Origin of the sequence: Micromonospora sp. DT15 (genome assembly GCF_049841475.1) — a bacterium.
In the GTDB taxonomy this organism is placed as follows: domain Bacteria; phylum Actinomycetota; class Actinomycetes; order Mycobacteriales; family Micromonosporaceae; genus Micromonospora.
Genome location: NZ_JBNCKJ010000020.1, coordinates 27753 through 44885, shown reverse-complemented (window position 1 = coordinate 44885; position 17133 = coordinate 27753). Strand labels below are relative to the sequence as shown.

The 17133-nt window shown below is 68.6% G+C and carries 16 protein-coding genes; 7 read left to right on the top strand and 9 right to left on the bottom strand.

The window, feature by feature from the left end; genetic code table 11:
• Positions 1-124 precede the first annotated feature (124 nt).
• Positions 125-631 carry a class I SAM-dependent methyltransferase gene (locus ACLQ3F_RS31125; RefSeq protein WP_425853243.1) on the bottom strand — a complete coding sequence of 169 codons (507 nt, stop codon included), beginning with the start codon at positions 629-631 and terminating at the stop codon, positions 125-127.
• 146 nt (positions 632-777) lie between these two features.
• On the opposite strand from ACLQ3F_RS31125, the gene ACLQ3F_RS31120 reads away from it, so the two are divergent.
• A complete protein-coding gene (locus tag ACLQ3F_RS31120) occupies positions 778-1221 on the top strand; it encodes a hypothetical protein (protein WP_425853238.1) in 444 nt (147 codons plus the stop codon).
• Positions 1222-1313: 92 nt separating this feature from the next.
• Here the strand turns inward: ACLQ3F_RS31120 and ACLQ3F_RS31115 are convergent, their stop codons facing one another.
• Positions 1314-1901, bottom strand: a complete 588-nt coding sequence (locus ACLQ3F_RS31115; RefSeq protein ID WP_425853241.1) for an aldo/keto reductase — start codon at positions 1899-1901, stop codon at positions 1314-1316.
• Here ACLQ3F_RS31115 and ACLQ3F_RS31110 point away from each other — a divergent pair.
• Positions 1818-2138, top strand: a complete 321-nt coding sequence (locus ACLQ3F_RS31110) for a VOC family protein (protein WP_425853240.1) — start codon at positions 1818-1820, stop codon at positions 2136-2138. The two genes, ACLQ3F_RS31115 and ACLQ3F_RS31110, sit on opposite strands and share 84 nt — an antisense overlap.
• A gap of 96 nt (positions 2139-2234) precedes the next feature.
• Here the strand turns inward: ACLQ3F_RS31110 and ACLQ3F_RS31105 are convergent, their stop codons facing one another.
• Complete coding sequence (locus ACLQ3F_RS31105) at positions 2235-2642, bottom strand: RidA family protein (protein WP_425853237.1); 408 nt, start codon at positions 2640-2642, stop codon at positions 2235-2237.
• A gap of 297 nt (positions 2643-2939) precedes the next feature.
• Positions 2940-5129, bottom strand: coding sequence for a HelD family protein (locus tag ACLQ3F_RS31100; RefSeq protein WP_425853235.1), 2190 nt, complete (start codon positions 5127-5129; stop codon positions 2940-2942).
• Positions 5130-5389: 260 nt separating this feature from the next.
• Between ACLQ3F_RS31100 and ACLQ3F_RS31095 the strand changes: the two genes are divergently transcribed.
• Positions 5390-5953, top strand: a complete 564-nt coding sequence (locus tag ACLQ3F_RS31095) for a hypothetical protein (protein WP_425853233.1) — start codon at positions 5390-5392, stop codon at positions 5951-5953.
• A gap of 109 nt (positions 5954-6062) precedes the next feature.
• On the opposite strand, the gene ACLQ3F_RS31090 is transcribed toward ACLQ3F_RS31095, so the two are convergent.
• The 3 genes from ACLQ3F_RS31090 to ACLQ3F_RS31080 all read right to left on the bottom strand — a co-directional run bounded on the left by ACLQ3F_RS31090 (position 6063) and on the right by ACLQ3F_RS31080 (position 9748).
• Positions 6063-6617, bottom strand: coding sequence for a hypothetical protein (locus ACLQ3F_RS31090; RefSeq protein WP_357202439.1), 555 nt, complete (start codon positions 6615-6617; stop codon positions 6063-6065).
• 129 nt (positions 6618-6746) lie between these two features.
• Positions 6747-8594, bottom strand: a complete 1848-nt coding sequence (locus tag ACLQ3F_RS31085) for a glycoside hydrolase family 15 protein (RefSeq protein ID WP_425853230.1) — start codon at positions 8592-8594, stop codon at positions 6747-6749.
• A 149-nt stretch (positions 8595-8743) separates the two neighbouring features.
• Positions 8744-9748 (bottom strand): LacI family DNA-binding transcriptional regulator, encoded by a 1005-nt coding sequence (locus tag ACLQ3F_RS31080; RefSeq protein WP_425853228.1) that lies wholly within the window; start codon positions 9746-9748, stop codon positions 8744-8746.
• A 262-nt stretch (positions 9749-10010) separates the two neighbouring features.
• On the opposite strand from ACLQ3F_RS31080, the gene ACLQ3F_RS31075 reads away from it, so the two are divergent.
• From ACLQ3F_RS31075 to ACLQ3F_RS31060, 4 genes are read left to right on the top strand one after another with little or no spacing between them, the layout of a single operon-like run.
• On the top strand, positions 10011-11195 hold the full coding sequence (locus ACLQ3F_RS31075; protein ID WP_425853226.1) for an extracellular solute-binding protein: 1185 nt from the start codon (positions 10011-10013) through the stop codon (positions 11193-11195).
• Positions 11192-12190, top strand: coding sequence for a carbohydrate ABC transporter permease (locus ACLQ3F_RS31070; RefSeq protein ID WP_425853225.1), 999 nt, complete (start codon positions 11192-11194; stop codon positions 12188-12190). The genes ACLQ3F_RS31075 and ACLQ3F_RS31070 overlap by 4 nt, the downstream gene beginning before the upstream one ends.
• A gap of 2 nt (positions 12191-12192) precedes the next feature.
• A complete protein-coding gene (locus ACLQ3F_RS31065; RefSeq protein WP_355008552.1) occupies positions 12193-13053 on the top strand; it encodes a carbohydrate ABC transporter permease in 861 nt (286 codons plus the stop codon).
• Positions 13054-13091: 38 nt separating this feature from the next.
• Complete coding sequence (locus ACLQ3F_RS31060; protein WP_425853223.1) at positions 13092-15416, top strand: glycoside hydrolase family 3 N-terminal domain-containing protein; 2325 nt, start codon at positions 13092-13094, stop codon at positions 15414-15416.
• A gap of 136 nt (positions 15417-15552) precedes the next feature.
• Here ACLQ3F_RS31060 and ACLQ3F_RS31055 read toward each other — a convergent pair whose 3' ends face one another.
• Both ACLQ3F_RS31055 and ACLQ3F_RS31050 read right to left on the bottom strand, forming a co-directional pair.
• Positions 15553-16413, bottom strand: a complete 861-nt coding sequence (locus ACLQ3F_RS31055; RefSeq protein ID WP_425853221.1) for an oxygenase MpaB family protein — start codon at positions 16411-16413, stop codon at positions 15553-15555.
• A complete protein-coding gene (locus ACLQ3F_RS31050) occupies positions 16410-17114 on the bottom strand; it encodes a haloacid dehalogenase-like hydrolase (RefSeq protein WP_425853219.1) in 705 nt (234 codons plus the stop codon). The genes ACLQ3F_RS31055 and ACLQ3F_RS31050 overlap by 4 nt, the downstream gene beginning before the upstream one ends.
• Positions 17115-17133 lie beyond the last annotated feature (19 nt).

Sequence of the window (17133 nt, the reverse complement as noted above, 5' to 3'; positions counted from 1 at the left end):
AAGCCGAAGCCAAGATCAGCCACTACGCCCGACAAGCCCTCACAGAGCCCTGAAACGGATCTCCTGCTGGAGTACTAGGGTCTGTGCCGAAGTCGGTCAGAGGCACTCTTGACTGCCGTCGTCGTCAACGTGGTGCCTGAGCGACAGGTTTCTGGGCGAGAAGAAACCCCTGGCCAGGGCTGTCCGGTCGATCGGCGGGGACGCCACCCCAGAACACGGTTGTGAAGCCGGCGTCGGTGCAGCTCTGTTCCGCCTCCCGTGGGGTCTGCCAGTAAAGGTCGAACTCGACGCCGAGATTGGCGCTGCGTCCCGCGCGTCGGACCTGACTGCTCCCGGCCTTGAAAGCGGTCACCAGATAGCCGCCCGGCTTGATAACGCGGTACAGCTCTCCAAAGGCCACTTGTCGGTCGTCCGGTGCCAAAAAGATGAGGGAGTACCAGCAGACCGCGCCTACCAGCGACGCGTCCTCGAAGGGCAGCTCACGCAGGTCGGCGACGTCGAATCGGTAAGCCGCATGGTCACGGCGGGCCACGCGGATCATCTCGGGTGAGAGGTCGACTCCCCAGGGCGTCAGGCCCTTGGCCGCCAGGTAGGGCGCGAGGCGCCCCGATCCGCAGCCGATGTCGCCGATGTTGGTGCCCAGCCCCGTGGCAAGCGCCAGTACGCGTCAGCGGGTTGACGACTTCCGGCGACGGCGCCACTTGCGATGCCACACCACCCTGCTGTCCGACCCCACGGGTACCACCACAAAACCAGACACGGGATACAGTCGATGAGATGGCGACGACCCTTCATGCGGATCCGCGTCCGTCCGCCTCGCGCCTGTCGGCACGACCGTGGTTACTGGTCGCCGTCGCCGGCTTGACCGGCGCCGCACTCGGGGCCCTCGCCTGTTACTCCCTGTTGACGCCCCGCTGGGGGGTACCGCACGCGGTCACGGGCACCGTCGTAGCGGTCAACGCCGACGCCAACGCGTTCGTGGTCCGGCCCGATGGGCGGCAACCGTCGGCGAACAAGGCCGACGACGGCAGCCATGGCTATCAACTGGGCCCGGTGGAGTGGGTCGACTACGCCGGTCAGACCCACCACGAAGGAACACCCGTCTGCCTGGCTCCGCTCTCCGACGGGGCCAGGGTCGAGCTGATGGTGGTCGATGTGCGCGGAGGCACCGGTGGGCCGGACGCGCTGATCACCCGGGTCCTGTGCCTAAGCGCCCGGTGATCGACCGACCGCTGACGCGGAGCCCCCGGTGCTCGCGCAGCAGGGGTCGTCACCGCTCAATGATCACTGATGGGCGGCGGACATCGGCAGCGTCAGATGACGGGAACGGGGTGAGGGTCAAGCAGTGCGCGGTCACCGTCGAAGCCGTGATTCAGTGCGGCGGTGACGTCCTCGTGTGGGGTTCCCAGCGGGATCGCGCTGACCTCGTCCAGGTGCCGGTAGTGCTGGTCGCCAAGGTCGAGTTGGAGAGACTTCAGGTATTCCTCCAACTGGGTCAGGGTGCGCGGGCCGACGATCGGGATCAGGGCCGTGGGTGCCAGTGTGGCCCGGCGACGCAGCCAGGCCAGGGACACCTGGACCGCGCTGACGTTGAGTTCCTCGGCAATCGCCAGGACCGCGTCGACGATGGCGGTGCGCTGGGCGCTGCCCTCGATCGCGTCGCCCCGGGCGGTCAGCCTGCCTTGTTCGCCCTGCCGATACTTGCCAGTGAGCAGTCCGCCGGCCAGCGGGGAGTACAGGACCACGCCCAGACCGTGGGCCTGCGCCATCGGCAGTAGCTCCCGCTCGGCGGATCGTTCGGCCAGGCTGTATTCCGTCTGAATGCCGGCCAGAGGAACCAGGCCGCGCAGGTCGGCGCGGACCGCGGCGCCGGCGACCCGCCAGGCCGGGAAGTTGGACAGGGCGCCGTGCAGGATCTTGCCGTTCGCGTCGACGGCTACCGGCCATCGACCTGGCCCTCGGGCGAACGATTACAGCAGATCCACTTCGACCTGGCCGTCGACGAGCCCGATGACCTCGATGACGCCGAGGCGCGCGCGATCGAACTCGGAGCCGTCAAAGAAGAGCAACAACCCGCGCCGGAACGCTTTCGCGTCCTACGCGACCCGGCCGGCCATCCTTTCTGCCTACGCGGCTGACCCGCACGACCCGCACGACATCAGGGGCGAGCCCGCCACCCGCCAACAACGCCGCACCTTGAACACACCCGACTGACAGCAATGTGAAGCGCGCTCTCAGTCCATGACGGCGGTGGCCTCGACCTCGACGAGGTAGTCGGGGCCGGCGAGGGCGCTGACGCCCAGCCCGGTGAACGGCGGAACCGGAGTGACTTCGAGTTTCGCGGCCGCCCGGGTGATGCCGTCGATCAACGGCGTCATCTTGTCCGGGGTCCAGTCGACGACGTACACGGTGAGGCGTACCACATCACCGAAGGACCCACCGACCCCGGCCAGGGCCTTGGAGACGTTGAGGTAGCACTGCTCGACCTGCGCGGCGAGGTCTCCGGCGCCGACCGTGCCCCCGCCCGCGTCGACGGCCACCTGGCCGGCGATGAAGACCTGCTTCGCGCCGGTCGCGACCGCGACGTGACGGTACAGGTCGTTCGCCGGTAGTCCTTCGGGATTGACGAACGAGACGGCCATGGTGCGCTCCTTCCGGAAGAGCCGCCGATCGGCGGCTCCTCAAAGCTCGGCCCGCCGGTCGTGGCCAGGCGGGACCCGTTCCCTCAGCTCGGTGAGGATCCGCTCGGTCACGCTTGTCCTGTTGAGGCGTTGGAGATGGGAGTAGACGGTCTGCCAGGGCGGGATGTCCACCGATAGGTACCGTCACGCACCCGGTCCGTACTACCTACAGGATGCCGTCGACGGCCGCCCGGCGGGAGCGCTTCTCTGGTTTGCCGATTCACTGCGGCGACGGCAGCATCGGCTGCACGTTCCTGGTCAGGGGTGTGGCGACTGCTGAGTGAGGGTCAGCTGCCCGAGTTCCTGGGTGCATCGGGTGAGCGCGACGTAGAGGCCGTTCCAACCGCGCGGTTCGGCGGCGATGCCCTGAGGGTCGATGAGGAGTGTCGCGTCCCATTCCAGTCCCTTGGACTGGGTCGCGGTGAGCACCGGCACATCACTCAGCACGGCGTGGAGTGTGGCGATGCGCTCCGCGGGGGCGATGACGCCGACCGTGCCGCCGTGCCACCGTTGCTGCAACTGTCGCACTGCGTCCACGGCGGCGCCGGCAAGCTCAGCCGGTGTGATCGTCCGCTCCCAGGGGGCGATGCCGGAGGAGCGCACCGCTCGTGGCGGGGTGTTGTGGCTGCCAGCCTTCTTCAAGACCGGTTCGGTGAGGTCCATGACCTCGCGCGGGGTCCGGTAGCAGATGGTCAGTTCCGCTGCGGTCCAGCGGTCTCCGAAGGCAGCCCGTACCGCTTGCGCCCAACTGGTGTGCTGGTGGGCTGCCTCGGCCTGGTCGATGTCGCCGACGGCGGTGATGGAGCGACTGGGACAACGGCGGAGAACCATCTGCCACTGCATCTCGGACAGTTCCTGCGCCTCGTCGATGACGACATGGCCGTACACCCAGCCGCGCTGGCGGCGAGCACGTTCGGCGAGGAATTCGCCCTGTGGTTGCGGGGTGTCGACGTCGCCGAGCAGGTCGGCGAGGGCGTCGAGAAGAGGGATGTCGCTTGATGCCCAGAGGGTGGGTTCGGCCGCGACAGCCGCGACCTCCTCGGGGGACAGCTGCGGGGCGAACCGGGCCAGCAGGGTGCGGTCGGTCAGGAGGCCACCCAGCAGGGTTTCGGGATCGAGGGTGGGCCACCAGGCCTCGATGAACCGGGCGATGGTGGTGTTCTCGGCGATACGACAACGAAGCTCTTCGACCTCCTCCTCGGAGAGCAACCCGTTGATGTCGCTGCCGGTGGACGCCTCGGTGGAGGAGTGGTCATGCGCCATGCCCTTGTCGACGCGGGCGAGGATGTCCTCGAACCCTTCCTCCATCTCCGCCATCAGCGTCTCGCGCTGTTCGGCGACGACATCGGCCAGACGGTGGTGCAACTGCTCGGCGAACGCCGCGCGGGCGCGGTGGTACGGACGCCCCTGCACCGCCGAGGCGAGCGCCTGCGCCACGGTCGCGGCCGGAATGACGTAGAACTCGCCCTCCCAGCGCAGCTTCAGCTCGCGCGGGCGGGGGAGCAGCGACGTGACGTAGCTTTCGAGCGTTGGCTGCCAGAGGGCGCGGCCCTTGATCTCGGCGAGACGCCGGCTCTCCTCGCGGCCCACGTGGATGTCGGCCAGCAGGGTGTCGCAGGTCGCCGAGACGACGGCGGTCTCACCGAGCGCGGGCAGCACCTGGGCGATGTACTGGAGGAACCGCGGCGAGGGACCCAGGACCAGGACCGCCTGGTCAGCCATCTTCCGGTGGGTGAACAGCAGGTACGCGACGCGGTGCAGGGCAACCACGGTCTTGCCCGTGCCGGGTCCGCCCTGGACGATCAGTGGGCCGGTCGCCTCAGCCCGGATGATGTCGTCCTGTTCGCGTTGCAGGGTGGAGATCGCCGTCGACATGCGGCCGGTGCGCCGCTGGTCGAGAGCGGCCAGTAGGGCGCCTTCACCGACGAGTTCCGCAGTCGTACTTCCGTCGAGGGGTTCGTCGTCCACGCCGACGACGGCCGATCCCGTCGTACGGATGTGCCGGCGCCGTGCCTGACCCTGTGGGTCGACAGCCGTCGCGGTGTAGAACGGCCGAGCTGCGGGAGCGCGCCAGTCCACCAGCAGTGGCTCGGTGCCCTCGCCGTCGTTGCGAAGACCGACGCGACCCACGTGGCGCACAGTGCCGTCGAGGCCGTCGAGGCGGCCGAAGACCAGCCCTTCCTCTGCTCGCCGTAGCTCGTCGTACTGCTGGCGGAGCATGCGCTGCCGGGCCAGCTCCAACGCGTCCAGGGCCTCTGCAGAAAGCTCGACCTGTAGGTGGTCGACCAGCCTGTCGCGCCGGGCCGTGGCCAAATCCAGAAACGCCTGTTCCTCTGCGACCGCGGATCGTCGGGCGGCACCCTCCGCTGTGGGGGCCGGCAGGTGGCCGCCAGGTGCTGATTCGGCGACGCCAGCGGTGCCGATGCTCAGGGCAGACTTCCGGTGCATTTACAAATCCTTGGATCGGGGTAACCCTCGGCCCGGATGAGCCGCAGCGCATTCGGCGGCAAGCATAGAGTCCGTTTCCCTCACCGACCAGGCAATCCGCCAGCAGAGATCGGAATCTCAATGCCTTGCAGTTCCGGCGTTGTTCGTGGCCTCATCAATCCCATTTTCATATTGACAGTTCGGTCTCCATCTGTTCTTTGAGTGTGTTCCGAGCGGTGGGTGCTCTTCGGCCTCAGGCCTGGGTGCGGCACGATGGCGGCGTGTCGATGGAACGCGTTGAAGCTCCGGCCACGCTGTTGACCTGGCTTGCAGACCGCCATGTCTGGGAGTCGACCACCGGCTACGACGCCGCTGGTTGGCAATCGTCGACCTGGGTCCTTCATTCGATGTACGAGAACGCCAGCCTTGCGGGTCTGGGCACTCACGACGAGCTGCATCGCCACCGGCTCGAATCTGGCGACCTCGCGCCGGAGATCGTCGGAGGCATAAACCTCGACGAGGACACCACCAACACTGGTATTCCCCTGGGCTTCGTCGTCCGACCGGGAAGTCCATGGCGACGGGCGCTCTGGTCGCAGCATCTGACCGACGGACCGGCATCGGATCGGAGTCACCCGCCATGCCACCGCTGGTTTCCGTACCGCAGTTGGCCCGTCGCCGTCCAGCCGCCGCCTGAAGGGTCCCTCGACGAGGAGAGCCTGGACGCCCTGCTGGACACCCTGAGCCGTTGGTCGGTCGACGGTCCCGGGACCGACTGCATCTGTGGCCCATGGACCGGTCCTGGTTTGTCTGGACGGACTACGACCTTCTCGGCACCAAGGTGAGCGGGTCCGCGCAACTGGTCGAGGCGGTCAGTAGCCATCCCGCCCTCGAGACGGTGGACTGGCCCGCTCAACCCCACTGACCGCGGTGCCGAGGGTTGTCCCGTGCGGGTCAGCTCAAGCTGAAGGACACGTCGTCGACGTCGAAGGCGGTGGCCCCGTTGCCGGCCGTCTCGCTGGCCAGGAAGCTGGCCGTCGCGGTGCGTTCGGTCGTGGCGGTCCCGCTGGACATCACGTACTGCCGCCACTGCGCTCCGCCGTCGAAGGCCAGCGAGAACCTCGTCTTCGGGGGTATCCCGGTGACCGCCAGTCCGACGTTCAGGTAGTCGCCGCGGCTGGTCTCCGTGGTGGTGGTCCGCACCCAGAAGCTGACCGTCAGGTCGCAGTTGGCCGGCACTGTGACGGTGGTGCGCAGCAGGTCGGTACGCGTCACGTCCAGCCCGGCGAAGGCGGCGTAGGCGCGGCCGGTGTGTGCCGGTCGGGTCGCGTCGCCGAACACGACGATGCGGGGGCCGGCCGTCCAGCCGGTGGTGCCGCGCTCGAACCCGGGGTTCGGGTGGATCTGCCCGGTGCAGGGCGGGTCGGCAGCTGGCTGGCCGTGGGATGCGCCGCCGGTGGCCAGGAGCAGCAGTGCCGCAACCGAGACGGTGGTGACGAAGGCCTTCATCGGTTCTCCCCGCGTCTATACATTCGAGATGGTCGATGTGTATCGACGATCCGCGATGGACTCGGGCGCGTCAAGTCCTTCCCGCCGTCGGCTCCGCGTGGGCGGCGGGCTGGCCGGGACGAGCTGGCGCTACCGCCTGCGGCGGGCGTCGGCCTCGTTGTCGAGCAGGTCGTTCAGTGTCAGCGCTGAGTTGATCAGTGAGAGGTGGCTGAACGCCTGGGGATAGTTGCCGATCTGCTCCCCGGTCGCGGCGATCTCCTCGGCATAGAGGCCGAGGTGATTGCTGAAGGTGAACATCTTCTCGAACGTGAGTCGGGCGTCGTCGAGGCGGCCGGAACGGGCCAGCGCCTCGACGTACCAGAAGGTGCACATGTTGAAGGTGCCCTCGTGGCCCGGGAGGCCGTCGGGGGAGTGGACCGGGTCGTACCGGTGGACCAGGCTGTCGGAGACCAGTTCACGCTCGATCGCCAGCAGGGTGGACTGCCACAGCGGGTCGCTCGGCGTGACGAAACCGACCGCCGGCATGGCGAGCAGTGCCGCGTCCAGCACGTTCTCGTCGTACGCCTGCACGAAGGTGCCGCGGGCCCGGTCGTATCCGCGCTCCATGACCTGGTTGTAGATGCGGTTGCGCTGCTCGGTCCAGCAGGTCATGTCCCCGGGGCGGCCGGTGCGGGTGGCCAGCCGAATGGCCCGGTCCAGCGCGACCCAGGACATCACCCGACCGAAGGTGTAGTTGCGAGGGTGGTGGCGGCTCTCCCAGATGCCGGCGTCGGGTTGGTCCCAGTTGTGGCAGAGCCAGTCGACCAGCCGGACGGTGCTCTTCCACACCTGGTGCGAGACGCGGATGCCCTGCTCGTCGGCGAGGTGCATGGCGTAGAGGGCCTCGCCGTGGATGTCGAGCTGGAGCTGGTCGGCGGCGCCGTTGCCGATCCGTACCGGCCGGGATCCTCGGTAGCCCTCCAGATGGTCGAGCACCTCCTCGTGCAGGTCGGAGGAGCCGTCCACCCGGTACATGATCTTCAACGGGTCCTGGTGGTCGCCGGCCTCGCGGATCCGCTCGTCCAGCCAGTTCATGTACCGGCTGACCTCCTCGGTGAAGCCGAGGCCGAGCAGCGCGTGCACGGAGAACGACGTGTCGCGTACCCAGGTGTAGCGGTAGTCCCAGTTGCGGGTGCCGCCGACCAGCTCGGGCAGCGCGGTGGTGGGCGCGGCGATCATCGCGCCGGTCGGCGCGTACGTCATGAGTTTGAGCGTGATGGCCGAGCGCTCGACCATCTCCCGCCAGCGGCCGGTGTAGCGGGAACGTTCGAGCCAGCGCCGCCAGTAGTCCCGGGTCCACTCGAACATGCCCTGGATCTCTTCCGGCGCGAAGATGCGCGGTTCGGCCCCACCCGTCTCCAGGACCACCCCGCCGGTGTCGCCCTCGTTCAGCGTGCCGTACGCGACCAGGTCGCCACCCTCAAGGTGGACGTCACCCTGTTCGGAGATCAACCGCCGAACCGGGTCGACCGGGTGGAACGTCAGCGCCGCCGACCGGCTGCGGAAGACGTAACCGTTGTGGTGGCGCTCAAGCTGATGCTCTTCGCGGGCGTAGTCGAACCGTGGGCGGCACTCCACCCGGAAGCGCATGCTGCCGCGGACCATGGTGACGGTCCGGACCAGCCGATGCGCGTCGGTGGCCCGCTCGCCGGTGACCGGCATGAAGTCCATCACCTCGGCCACCCCGTCGGCGCTGATGAAACGGGTGATCAGGATGGGTGTGCCGGGGAGGTAGAGCTGTTTGGTCACGTACCGCACGTCGTGCGGCGCGATCTGGAAGTAGCCGCCCTTCTCCTTGTCGAGCAGGGCGGCGAAGATGCTCGGTGAGTCGAACCGCGGCGCGCAGAACCAGTCGATGGTCCCGTCGCACGTCACCAGCGCGGCGGTCTGCAGGTCGCCGATGAGCCCGTGATCCTCGATCGCCGGATAGCTGTCCACATCTCTCCCCGGTTCGGCGGCGTCCTGCGCACCGAACTTAGGGGAGGAATTGTCGGCTTAGGTGAGATTCACGTTCCGCCACCCTGTTGCGTTCCCCCACGCAACGCGGCGAGGGCCGGGGTCCTGCGCCGACCCGGCCAGCCTCACGGTCAGCGCAGCGGGCGGCAGGAGGAGCGGATGACCAGCTCGGTGGGGAGCCGGATGTGGGTGTCGCGGTCGACGCCGGCGATCAGGTCGACGAGGAGGCGCAACGCCTCGGCGCCCATTCGTTGCAGCGGCTGCATGATGGTCGTCAGCGGCGGGTTGACCAGCGCCGACTCCGGGACGTTGTCGAAGCCGATCACCGACAGGTCGTCGGGCACCGACAGACCCATGTCGCGGGCCACGGTCATCGTGGAGATCGCGGAGAGGTCGTTACCCGCGAAGATCGCGCTCGGTCGGTCGCTGAGGGCGAGCAGCTCCGCGGCCGTGCCGGCGGCGCTCTCGATCCGGAACCCGCCGACGCGGACGAGCCGCTCGTCCACCGGCACGCCGGCTTCGGCCATCGCGCTGCGGAAGCCGGCCTCACGCAGCTGGGCGGACTTCAGGTCGGTGCGTCCACTGATGTGCCCGATGCGCGTGTGGCCGAGGGACAGCAGGTAGTTGGTCGCCAGTACGGCGCCGGCGAAGTTGTCCGAGTCGACGGTGGGCAGGTCGGACGGCCCGGTGTGGGGGTCGACGGCCACGACGTGGAAGCTGTGTTCGGTCTCGACCACTGTCGGCGTGACGATCACGGCGCCGTCGATGAGTGTGCCGGAGAGTCGGGCGAGCGAGCGACGCTCCCACCCCACGGCGGCGCCCTCGCCGTCACTGCTGGAATAGGCCAGCAGCTGGTATCCGCTCCCGGCGACCTCCTGCGACGCCCCCTTGAGCAGTTCGGTCGAGAACGGCTCGAACTCGGCGACCAGGATGCCGAGCACGTTGGTGCGGTGGCTGCGCAGGCTCTGCGCCCCCAGGCTCGCCTCGTAGCCGAGCTCGTGGATGACCTGCTGGACTCGCTCCACTGTTGCCTGGGCCACGCCGTAGCGGCCGTTGACGACCTTCGACACGGTTGCGACCGAGACGCCGGCAGTACGTGCCACATCCGACATCTTGACGCGCTGCTGAAACACCACGTCGATGATGATAGGGCCCTGCCGCCGGTGCGGTGTCACCGACTCGAAAACGTTATCGATACCGATTGACATCAAGTTACATGACTGTAAAACTTCGCCGCAGGCCGAGTACCGCGACTGAGCAGTCGAGGAGACATCTATGGCAACGAAGCGGCGTGCAAGTGCCGTCCTGGCACTGTTGATGACAAGTGTTCTCGTTACCGCCGGCTGTGGCGGTGGAGGCGAAGAGGCTGCCCCTCAGAACGAGCTGTACAAGGACCCGGTGACCCTGACCTGGTGGCACAACGCCTCACAGGACGGGCCCGGCAAGACCTACTGGGAGAAGGTCGCCAAGGACTTCTCCGCACTCCACCCCACCGTCAAGATCGAGATCGAGGCGATCGAGACGAACCAGCTCCAGCGCACCCGGCTCCCTGCCGCGCTGTTGAGCAGCGACCCGCCGGACATCTTCCAGGCCTGGGGTGGCGGCGAGATGGCCGAGCAGGTGGAGGCCGACTACCTCAAGGAGATCACCGACCAGACCAAGACCGAGGTCGGCGACATCGGCAGTGCCGCGGAGATCTGGCAGGTGAAGGGCAAGCAGTACGGCCTGCCGTTCCGGATGGGTATCGAGGGCATCTGGTACAACAAGGAGATGTTCGCGCGAGCGGGCATCGCGGCTCCGCCGGCCACCTTCGAGGAGCTCAACGCCGCGGTCACCAAGCTCAAGGCGATCAACGTCATTCCGATCGCCGTGGGTGCCGGTGACAAGTGGCCGGCCGCGCACTGGTGGTACAACATGGCGCTGCGCGCCTGCTCGGTCGACACCCTCAAGAAGGCGTCCGCGGAGAAGAACTTCGACGATCCGTGCTTCGTGAAGGCCGGTCAGGACCTGAAGGCGTTCATCGACACCAAGCCGTTCCAGCCCAACTTCATCGCCACGCCGGGCCAGAACGATCCGACCAGCGCCAACGGCATGCTCGCCAACGGCAAGGCCGCGATGGAGCTCATGGGTGACTGGAACCGCGGCACGCTGGACACCGTCGCCACGGACAAGACGAAGCTCGCGTCGTTCCTCGGCTGGTTCCCGGTGCCGGCGATCAGCGGTTCCCCTGGTGACCCGAAGGCGGCCCTCGGCGGTGGTGACGGGTTCTCCTGCTCCAAGAACGCCCCGTCCGAGTGCGTCGAGTTCCTCAAGTACATCGTGAGCCCCGAGGTGCAGAAGGGCTACGCCGAGACCGGCACCGGCCTGCCTGTGGCCAAGGGTGCGGCGGACGCCGTCAAGGACCCCGCGCTGAAGTCCATCCTGGAGGCCACCTCCGGGGCGAGCTACGTCCAGCTCTGGCTGGACACGGCCTACGGCAGCACCATCGGTAACGCGATGAACGACGGGATCGTCACCATCTTCGCCGGCAACGGGACGCCTGAGAAGGTCGTCTCGGCAATGAAGGCGGCCGCAAGCAAGTGACCTCCGCCAACCAGATCCGTATGCCCGCCGGCGGCGCTTCCGCGTCGCCGGCGGGCCCCCGCCGGGCCGAGCGCGATTCCGCCCGCCGAGCCGACAACCGCCGCAAGTGGTACGAGATCATCGGGCTGACCGCCCCGGCCGTCGCCATCTACGTGATGTTCGTGCTGGTGCCGATGGGCTTCGCGGTCTACTACAGCCTGTTCCGGTGGCGCGGGGTCGGGCCGCCCACCGAGTTCGTCGGTCTGCGGAACTACACCCTCGCCTTCCAGGATCCGATCTTCCTCGACGCGTTACGCAACAACGCCATCATCGTGTTCGGATCGCTGCTGATCCAGGGGCCGGTCGCCCTGGGCGTCGCCCTGCTGCTCAACCGTCGCTTCCGTGGGCGGTCCGTGTTCCGCCTCCTGGTGTTCGTGCCGTACGTGCTGGCCGAGGTCACGGTCGGCATCATGTGGAAGTTGCTCCTCACCGGCGACGGCACTGTCGACGCGCTGCTGCGGTCCCTGGGAATGGGCGGCCTGGTGCAGGCATGGCTGGCGGACCTGGACGTGGTCATCTGGACCCTGTTGGCCGTTCTCACCTGGAAATACGTCGGCTTCGCCATCATCCTGCTCCTCGCCGGGCTGTCCAATGTGCCCGACGAGCTGACCGAGGCCGCCGCCATCGACGGCGCGAGCTGGTGGCAGATCCAACGGCACGTCACGATTCCGCTGCTCGGCCCGACGATCCGGATCTGGATGTTCCTGTCCATGATCGGCTCACTGCAGATCTTCGACATGATCTGGGTGACCTCGGTGCCCGCGGTGCGGTCCCTCGGTGCGTCCGCCACCATGGCGACGTACATGGTGGACAACGGGTTCTTCGCCCGGCTCTGGGGCTACGGCAACGCCGTGGCGGTAATCCTCTTCGTCATCTCCTTCGTGGCGGCGCTGCTGTTCCAGCGTTTCCTGCTCCGCCGCGACATCGAGGGCGCCATCACCGGAAGGGCGAAGTGACGATGGCCGTGAACTCGGTTCTCCCCCCGTCCACCGGACGCCGCCAGGTCTCCTGGGGCACGCCGCTCACCTACGCGCTCGCCCTCGCGATCGCGGCGGTGTCGATCGCCCCGGTCATCTACGTGGTCATCGGCGGTTTCCGCACCACCCCGCAGATCGTCGCCGACCCGGCCGGCCTGCCCGACCCGTTCGTCTGGGACAACTACTCGCGGGTGCTGACCCAGAGCAACTTCTGGCAACAGGCGTTCAACAGCGCGGTCATCGCCCTCGGCACCACGCTCGCCGTCGTCGTGCTCGGCCTGGCCGCCGCGTTCGTGCTGGCCCGCTACCGGTTCCGCGGGCGAGAAGGGCTCTACACCTTCTTCACCCTCGGCCTGTTGTTTCCGGCCGGGGCGGCGATCCTGCCGCTCTACCTCATGCTGCGTGACCTGAACCTGATCAACTCGTACTACGCGGTGATCCTGCCGCAGGTCGCCTTCTCACTGCCGCTGACGATCGTGATCCTGCGCCCCTTCCTCTCCGCCATTCCGCGAGAGTTGGAGGACGCCGCCGCGATCGATGGTGCGAGTCGGCTCGGCTTCCTCTGGCGCGTCGCGATGCCGCTGTCGCGGCCCGCGCTCGTCACCGTTGGCGTCCTGGCGTTCGTGGCGAGCTGGAACTCGTTCCTGTTGCCGCTGCTCGTCCTCAGCGACGTCAACCTGCACACCCTGCCGCTGGGCGTGCAGAACTTCTCCAGCCAGTACACGACCGACACGGCAGGCGTACTCGCCTTCACCTCGCTGGCAATGCTGCCGGCGCTGCTCTTCTTCACGCTCGCGGAGAAGCAGATCGTCGGTGGCCTTCAGGGTGCGGTCAAGGGCTGAGCGGCAGCGGTACGAGCACAACCACAGGAAGGCACAGCATGACTGAGGTCCACGCGGTGGTGGACGGGCCGGTGCCGGCCCAGGCCGGTCCGGAGCACGGACGACCGGACGGGCACGACGGCGAGGCCCGCGTACGCGAACTCCTCGGCCGGATGACGATCGAGGAGAAGATCGCCCAGCTCGTCGGCTTCTGGGAGAAGGAGGACGGCGAGGCGGTCGCACCGTTGCAGGGCGAGTTCGGCGACTCCTCCAAGCTCGAGGACTTCTCCCGGCACGGGCTCGGCCACCTCACCCGCGCCTACGGGACCCGCCCACTGGACGCGGCGCAACGCGCGTCCTGGTTGTGGAAGTTCCAGCGGGACCTGGTCACCGGCACCCGGCTCGGCATCCCGGCGATCGTGCACGAGGAGTGCCTCACCGGACTGTCCGCGTGGAAGGCGGCCACGTTCCCCACCCCGCTGGCCTGGGGTGCCGCGTTCAACCCCGAACTGGTCACCGAGATGGCTGCGGCGATCGGCGCCTCGATGCGGGCCCTGGGCGTGCACCAGGGGCTCTCCCCGGTGCTCGACGTGATCCGTGACCCCCGCTGGGGCCGGGTCGACGAGTGCGTCGCCGAGGACCCGTACCTGGTCGGCACCATCGGTACGTCATACGTGCGCGGCCTGCAGTCGCAGGGGGTGCACGCCACCCTCAAGCACTTCGCCGGCTACTCCGCCTCGCGCGCCGGGCGCAACTTCGCCCCGGTGCACATCGGCCGCCGGGAACTGGCCGACGTGCTGCTGCCCCCGTTCGAGATGGCGATCCTCGACGGCGACGCACACAGCGTCATGCACTCGTACACCGAGATCGACGGGGTGCCGGTCGCCGCCGACCCGACGATGCTGACCGGCATCCTGCGCGACCAGTGGGGCTTCGACGGCACCGTGGTGGCCGACTACTACGGGGTCGCGTTCCTGAACCTGCTGCACCACGTGGCGGGCGATCACGCCGACGCGGCCGGGCAGGCGTTGACCGCCGGTCTCGACGTCGAACTGCCCACCGGCGACGCCTACCTGACCCTGGGGGAGTCGGTGCGGGCGGGCAAGCTCAACGAGGCGCTGATCGACCGCGCGGTGCTGCGGGTGCTGCGCCAGAAGCGGGACCTGGGTCTGCTCGACGCGACCTTCGACGACGAGCCGCCCCAGACGATCGATCTCGACTCGCCCGAGCACCGGTCGATCGCCCGTCGGCTCGCCGAGGAATCGATCGTGCTGGTCGCCAACCGGGACGCGCTGCCGCTGCCCGCGGGGCGACGGGTGGCCCTCATCGGCCCGAACGCGGACCGGCAGAGCGCGCTCTTCGGGTGCTACTCATTCCTCAACCACGTCCTCGTCCAGCACCCCGGCGTGGAGACCGGCATCGACGTGCCGACCGTGCTCGACGCCGTGCGGGCCGAGTTCGGTGGCGACCTCGTCACCTGGGCACGCGGCTGCGACGTGGACGACGACGACCGGTCCGGCTTCGACGAGGCCGTCGCCACAGCCTCCGGCGCGGACGTGGCCGTCCTGGTCGTCGGAGACCACGCCGGCCTCTTCGGACGCGGCACGGTCGGCGAGGGCTGCGACCGGGAGGACCTGGAGCTGCCCGGCGTCCAGCGCCAACTGGTCGAGGCGGTGTTGGCAACCGGCACACCGGTCGTCCTCGTGCTGGTCACCGGCCGGCCGTACGCGGTCGGCTGGGCGCTCGCGCGCTGCGCGGCGGTGGTGCAGGCGTTCTTCCCGGGCGAGGAGGGCGCCGGGGCGATCGCGGGGGTGCTCTCCGGGCGGGTCAACCCGTCGGGCCGGCTGCCGGTCAGCCTGCCCCGGTCGGCCGGCGCGCAGCCGTACTCCTACCTGCACCCCACCCTCGGTACGGGCAACGAGGTGACCAACCTGCCGGCGACGCCCGTGGCGCCGTTCGGCCACGGCCTGTCCTACACGACATTCGCGTACAGCGAGCTCACCGTGCCCAGCACGACGCCCACCAGCGGGGCGGTAGAGGTGACCGTGCGGGTGACGAACACCGGCGCGGTCGCTGGTGACGACGTGGTCCAGCTCTACGGTCGCGATGTGGTCGCCTCGGTGACCCGGCCGGTGGCGCAGTTGCTCGGCTACCGGCGGGTCCAGCTGGAACCGGGCCAGTCCGTCACTGTCGAGCTGACGGTGCCCACCACCCGTCTGGCCTTCTCCGACCGCACGTTCACCCGGGTGGTGGAGCCGGGCGACGTCGAGCTGTGGGTCGGCACCAGTGCGCGGCGGGACGCCGAGGCGCTGACCACGCTGGTCGGCGACACCGTCCCGGTCACCAACGCCTCCCCACGCTGGACCACCACAGACGTCCGCTGAGAGTCGTTCCGCCGACTGTCCCCAGCGGACAGTCGGCGGACCGGCCGCACCCTCGCGCCGGTCGCCGCAGTGACCTCGCACGGGTGGCGTAGGGCCCGGCGCGCGTCCGAGCCGGCGACGCCGGCACTACGACGTGCTACTCGCGCACGCGGTCGTGGTGGGGGCCGAGCTGGCTGATCTCGTACCCGTCGGGGTAGCTCTTGGTGTTGATTCCGTCGGCGAACAACGCGCTCGCCGGTGGTGCCCCGAACCACCGCTGCGACAGCGAGCGCGTCCGCAGGGCCAGGTGCACACCCGCCCGGACCGGCCAGGTCGGCGTGTCGACCCGCGTCGCGCGCCGCAGCGGCGCGTCATACAGGGCGCTGACCAGCGCGTTTCCCAGTGGGGCGAGCGTCCGGGGGATCCGGGTGAGCATCAGCATGCGGGTGGCGCGTTCGATGGCCGCCGCGTCGTCGTTCGGTTGCAGGTGAGCTGCGTCGTACGCGTCGAACCAGGTCTCGAACTCGCCGTACGACCCCGGGATGTCGGTGATGCCCATCCGTCGGCCGAGTTCCCGGTAGAACAGGTACGTGGCGTGACGTTCGTGGCAGCAGGGTGGGCGCCAGCCGTACTCCTGCAACCACCGGGTGGGGATCACGACCAGGCAGCCGAGGACGTAGCGGAAGTCGTCGTTGCTGATGTCGTACGGGCGGTGGATCTGGTTGACGCGCCGCAACGCCTCGCGGCCCCGAGGCTGGTCGAAGCCGTTGAGCACCATCTCGTACATCAGCAGACCGGTGTCGTCGATGCGCTTCTGGGTGCGTTCGGTCAGCTCCCCGGTGGCGGTGTGCACGGCGGCGATGGCGGGGATGGAGAACGACCGGTTGAAGGCGAGGTTGAGCCCGAGCTTCATGTCCCACGGAAACTCGTAGCGCAGCATGGTCTGGTAGATGACCAGGTGGTCGCGCTCCGGGTCGAGAGCACGGGTGCGGGTCAGGTTGTCGTAGCGGCCTCTCATCGGCGGACGTCTCCAGCTGTGTGAGGTGGGCGCCCCGGGCCCTGGCCACCCAACCAGGTGACAGTCGTCAGCCGGGCGCCGAGGAGCCGCCGTGCCTGGGCGACCTGACGCGTTGTCGCGTTGACCAGCACTGGCTGTTCGGCGGCGTCGAGGATGGGCAGATCCGACAGGGAGTCGCTGTAGGCGACCCGCCACGGTGGCGTCACCCCCTGGCCGGCGAGCTGCGCCATCTTGGTCGCCCCGTGGTTGTGCACTATCAGTTTCGGCCCGCGAATGCGCGAGGCCACGAGCTCGACCTCGGCGAGGCCGATCGCGTCGAGCACGGCGCGCGCCAGGGTGTGTTCGCACGCTGTCACCACGATGACCCGGTCGCCGGCGGCGAGGTGGGTACGGATCATCCGCAGACCGGGCTCGATCATCCGCCCGGGTTCGGCACCGAGGTTCGTACCGAAGCGTTCCAGCTCTGCCCGCAACTCGTCCGCGTTCCGGCCCACCAGGCCGATCCGGCTGACCCACCGCGCCGCCCACGGACGGAGGGCGGGAAGGGTGGCGATGGGCGCGAGGAGAACGAGCGCGGCGACGGCGAGCGGCAGCCGGGCACCCGCGAAAGCAGTGCGTCGCAGGAAGAGCCCGAATGCGTCCCCGCGCAGCAGCACACCGTCGAAATCGAAGATCACGGTGTCTGCGGTCGACGCCCTCATCGGTCTATCGACCTCGGTG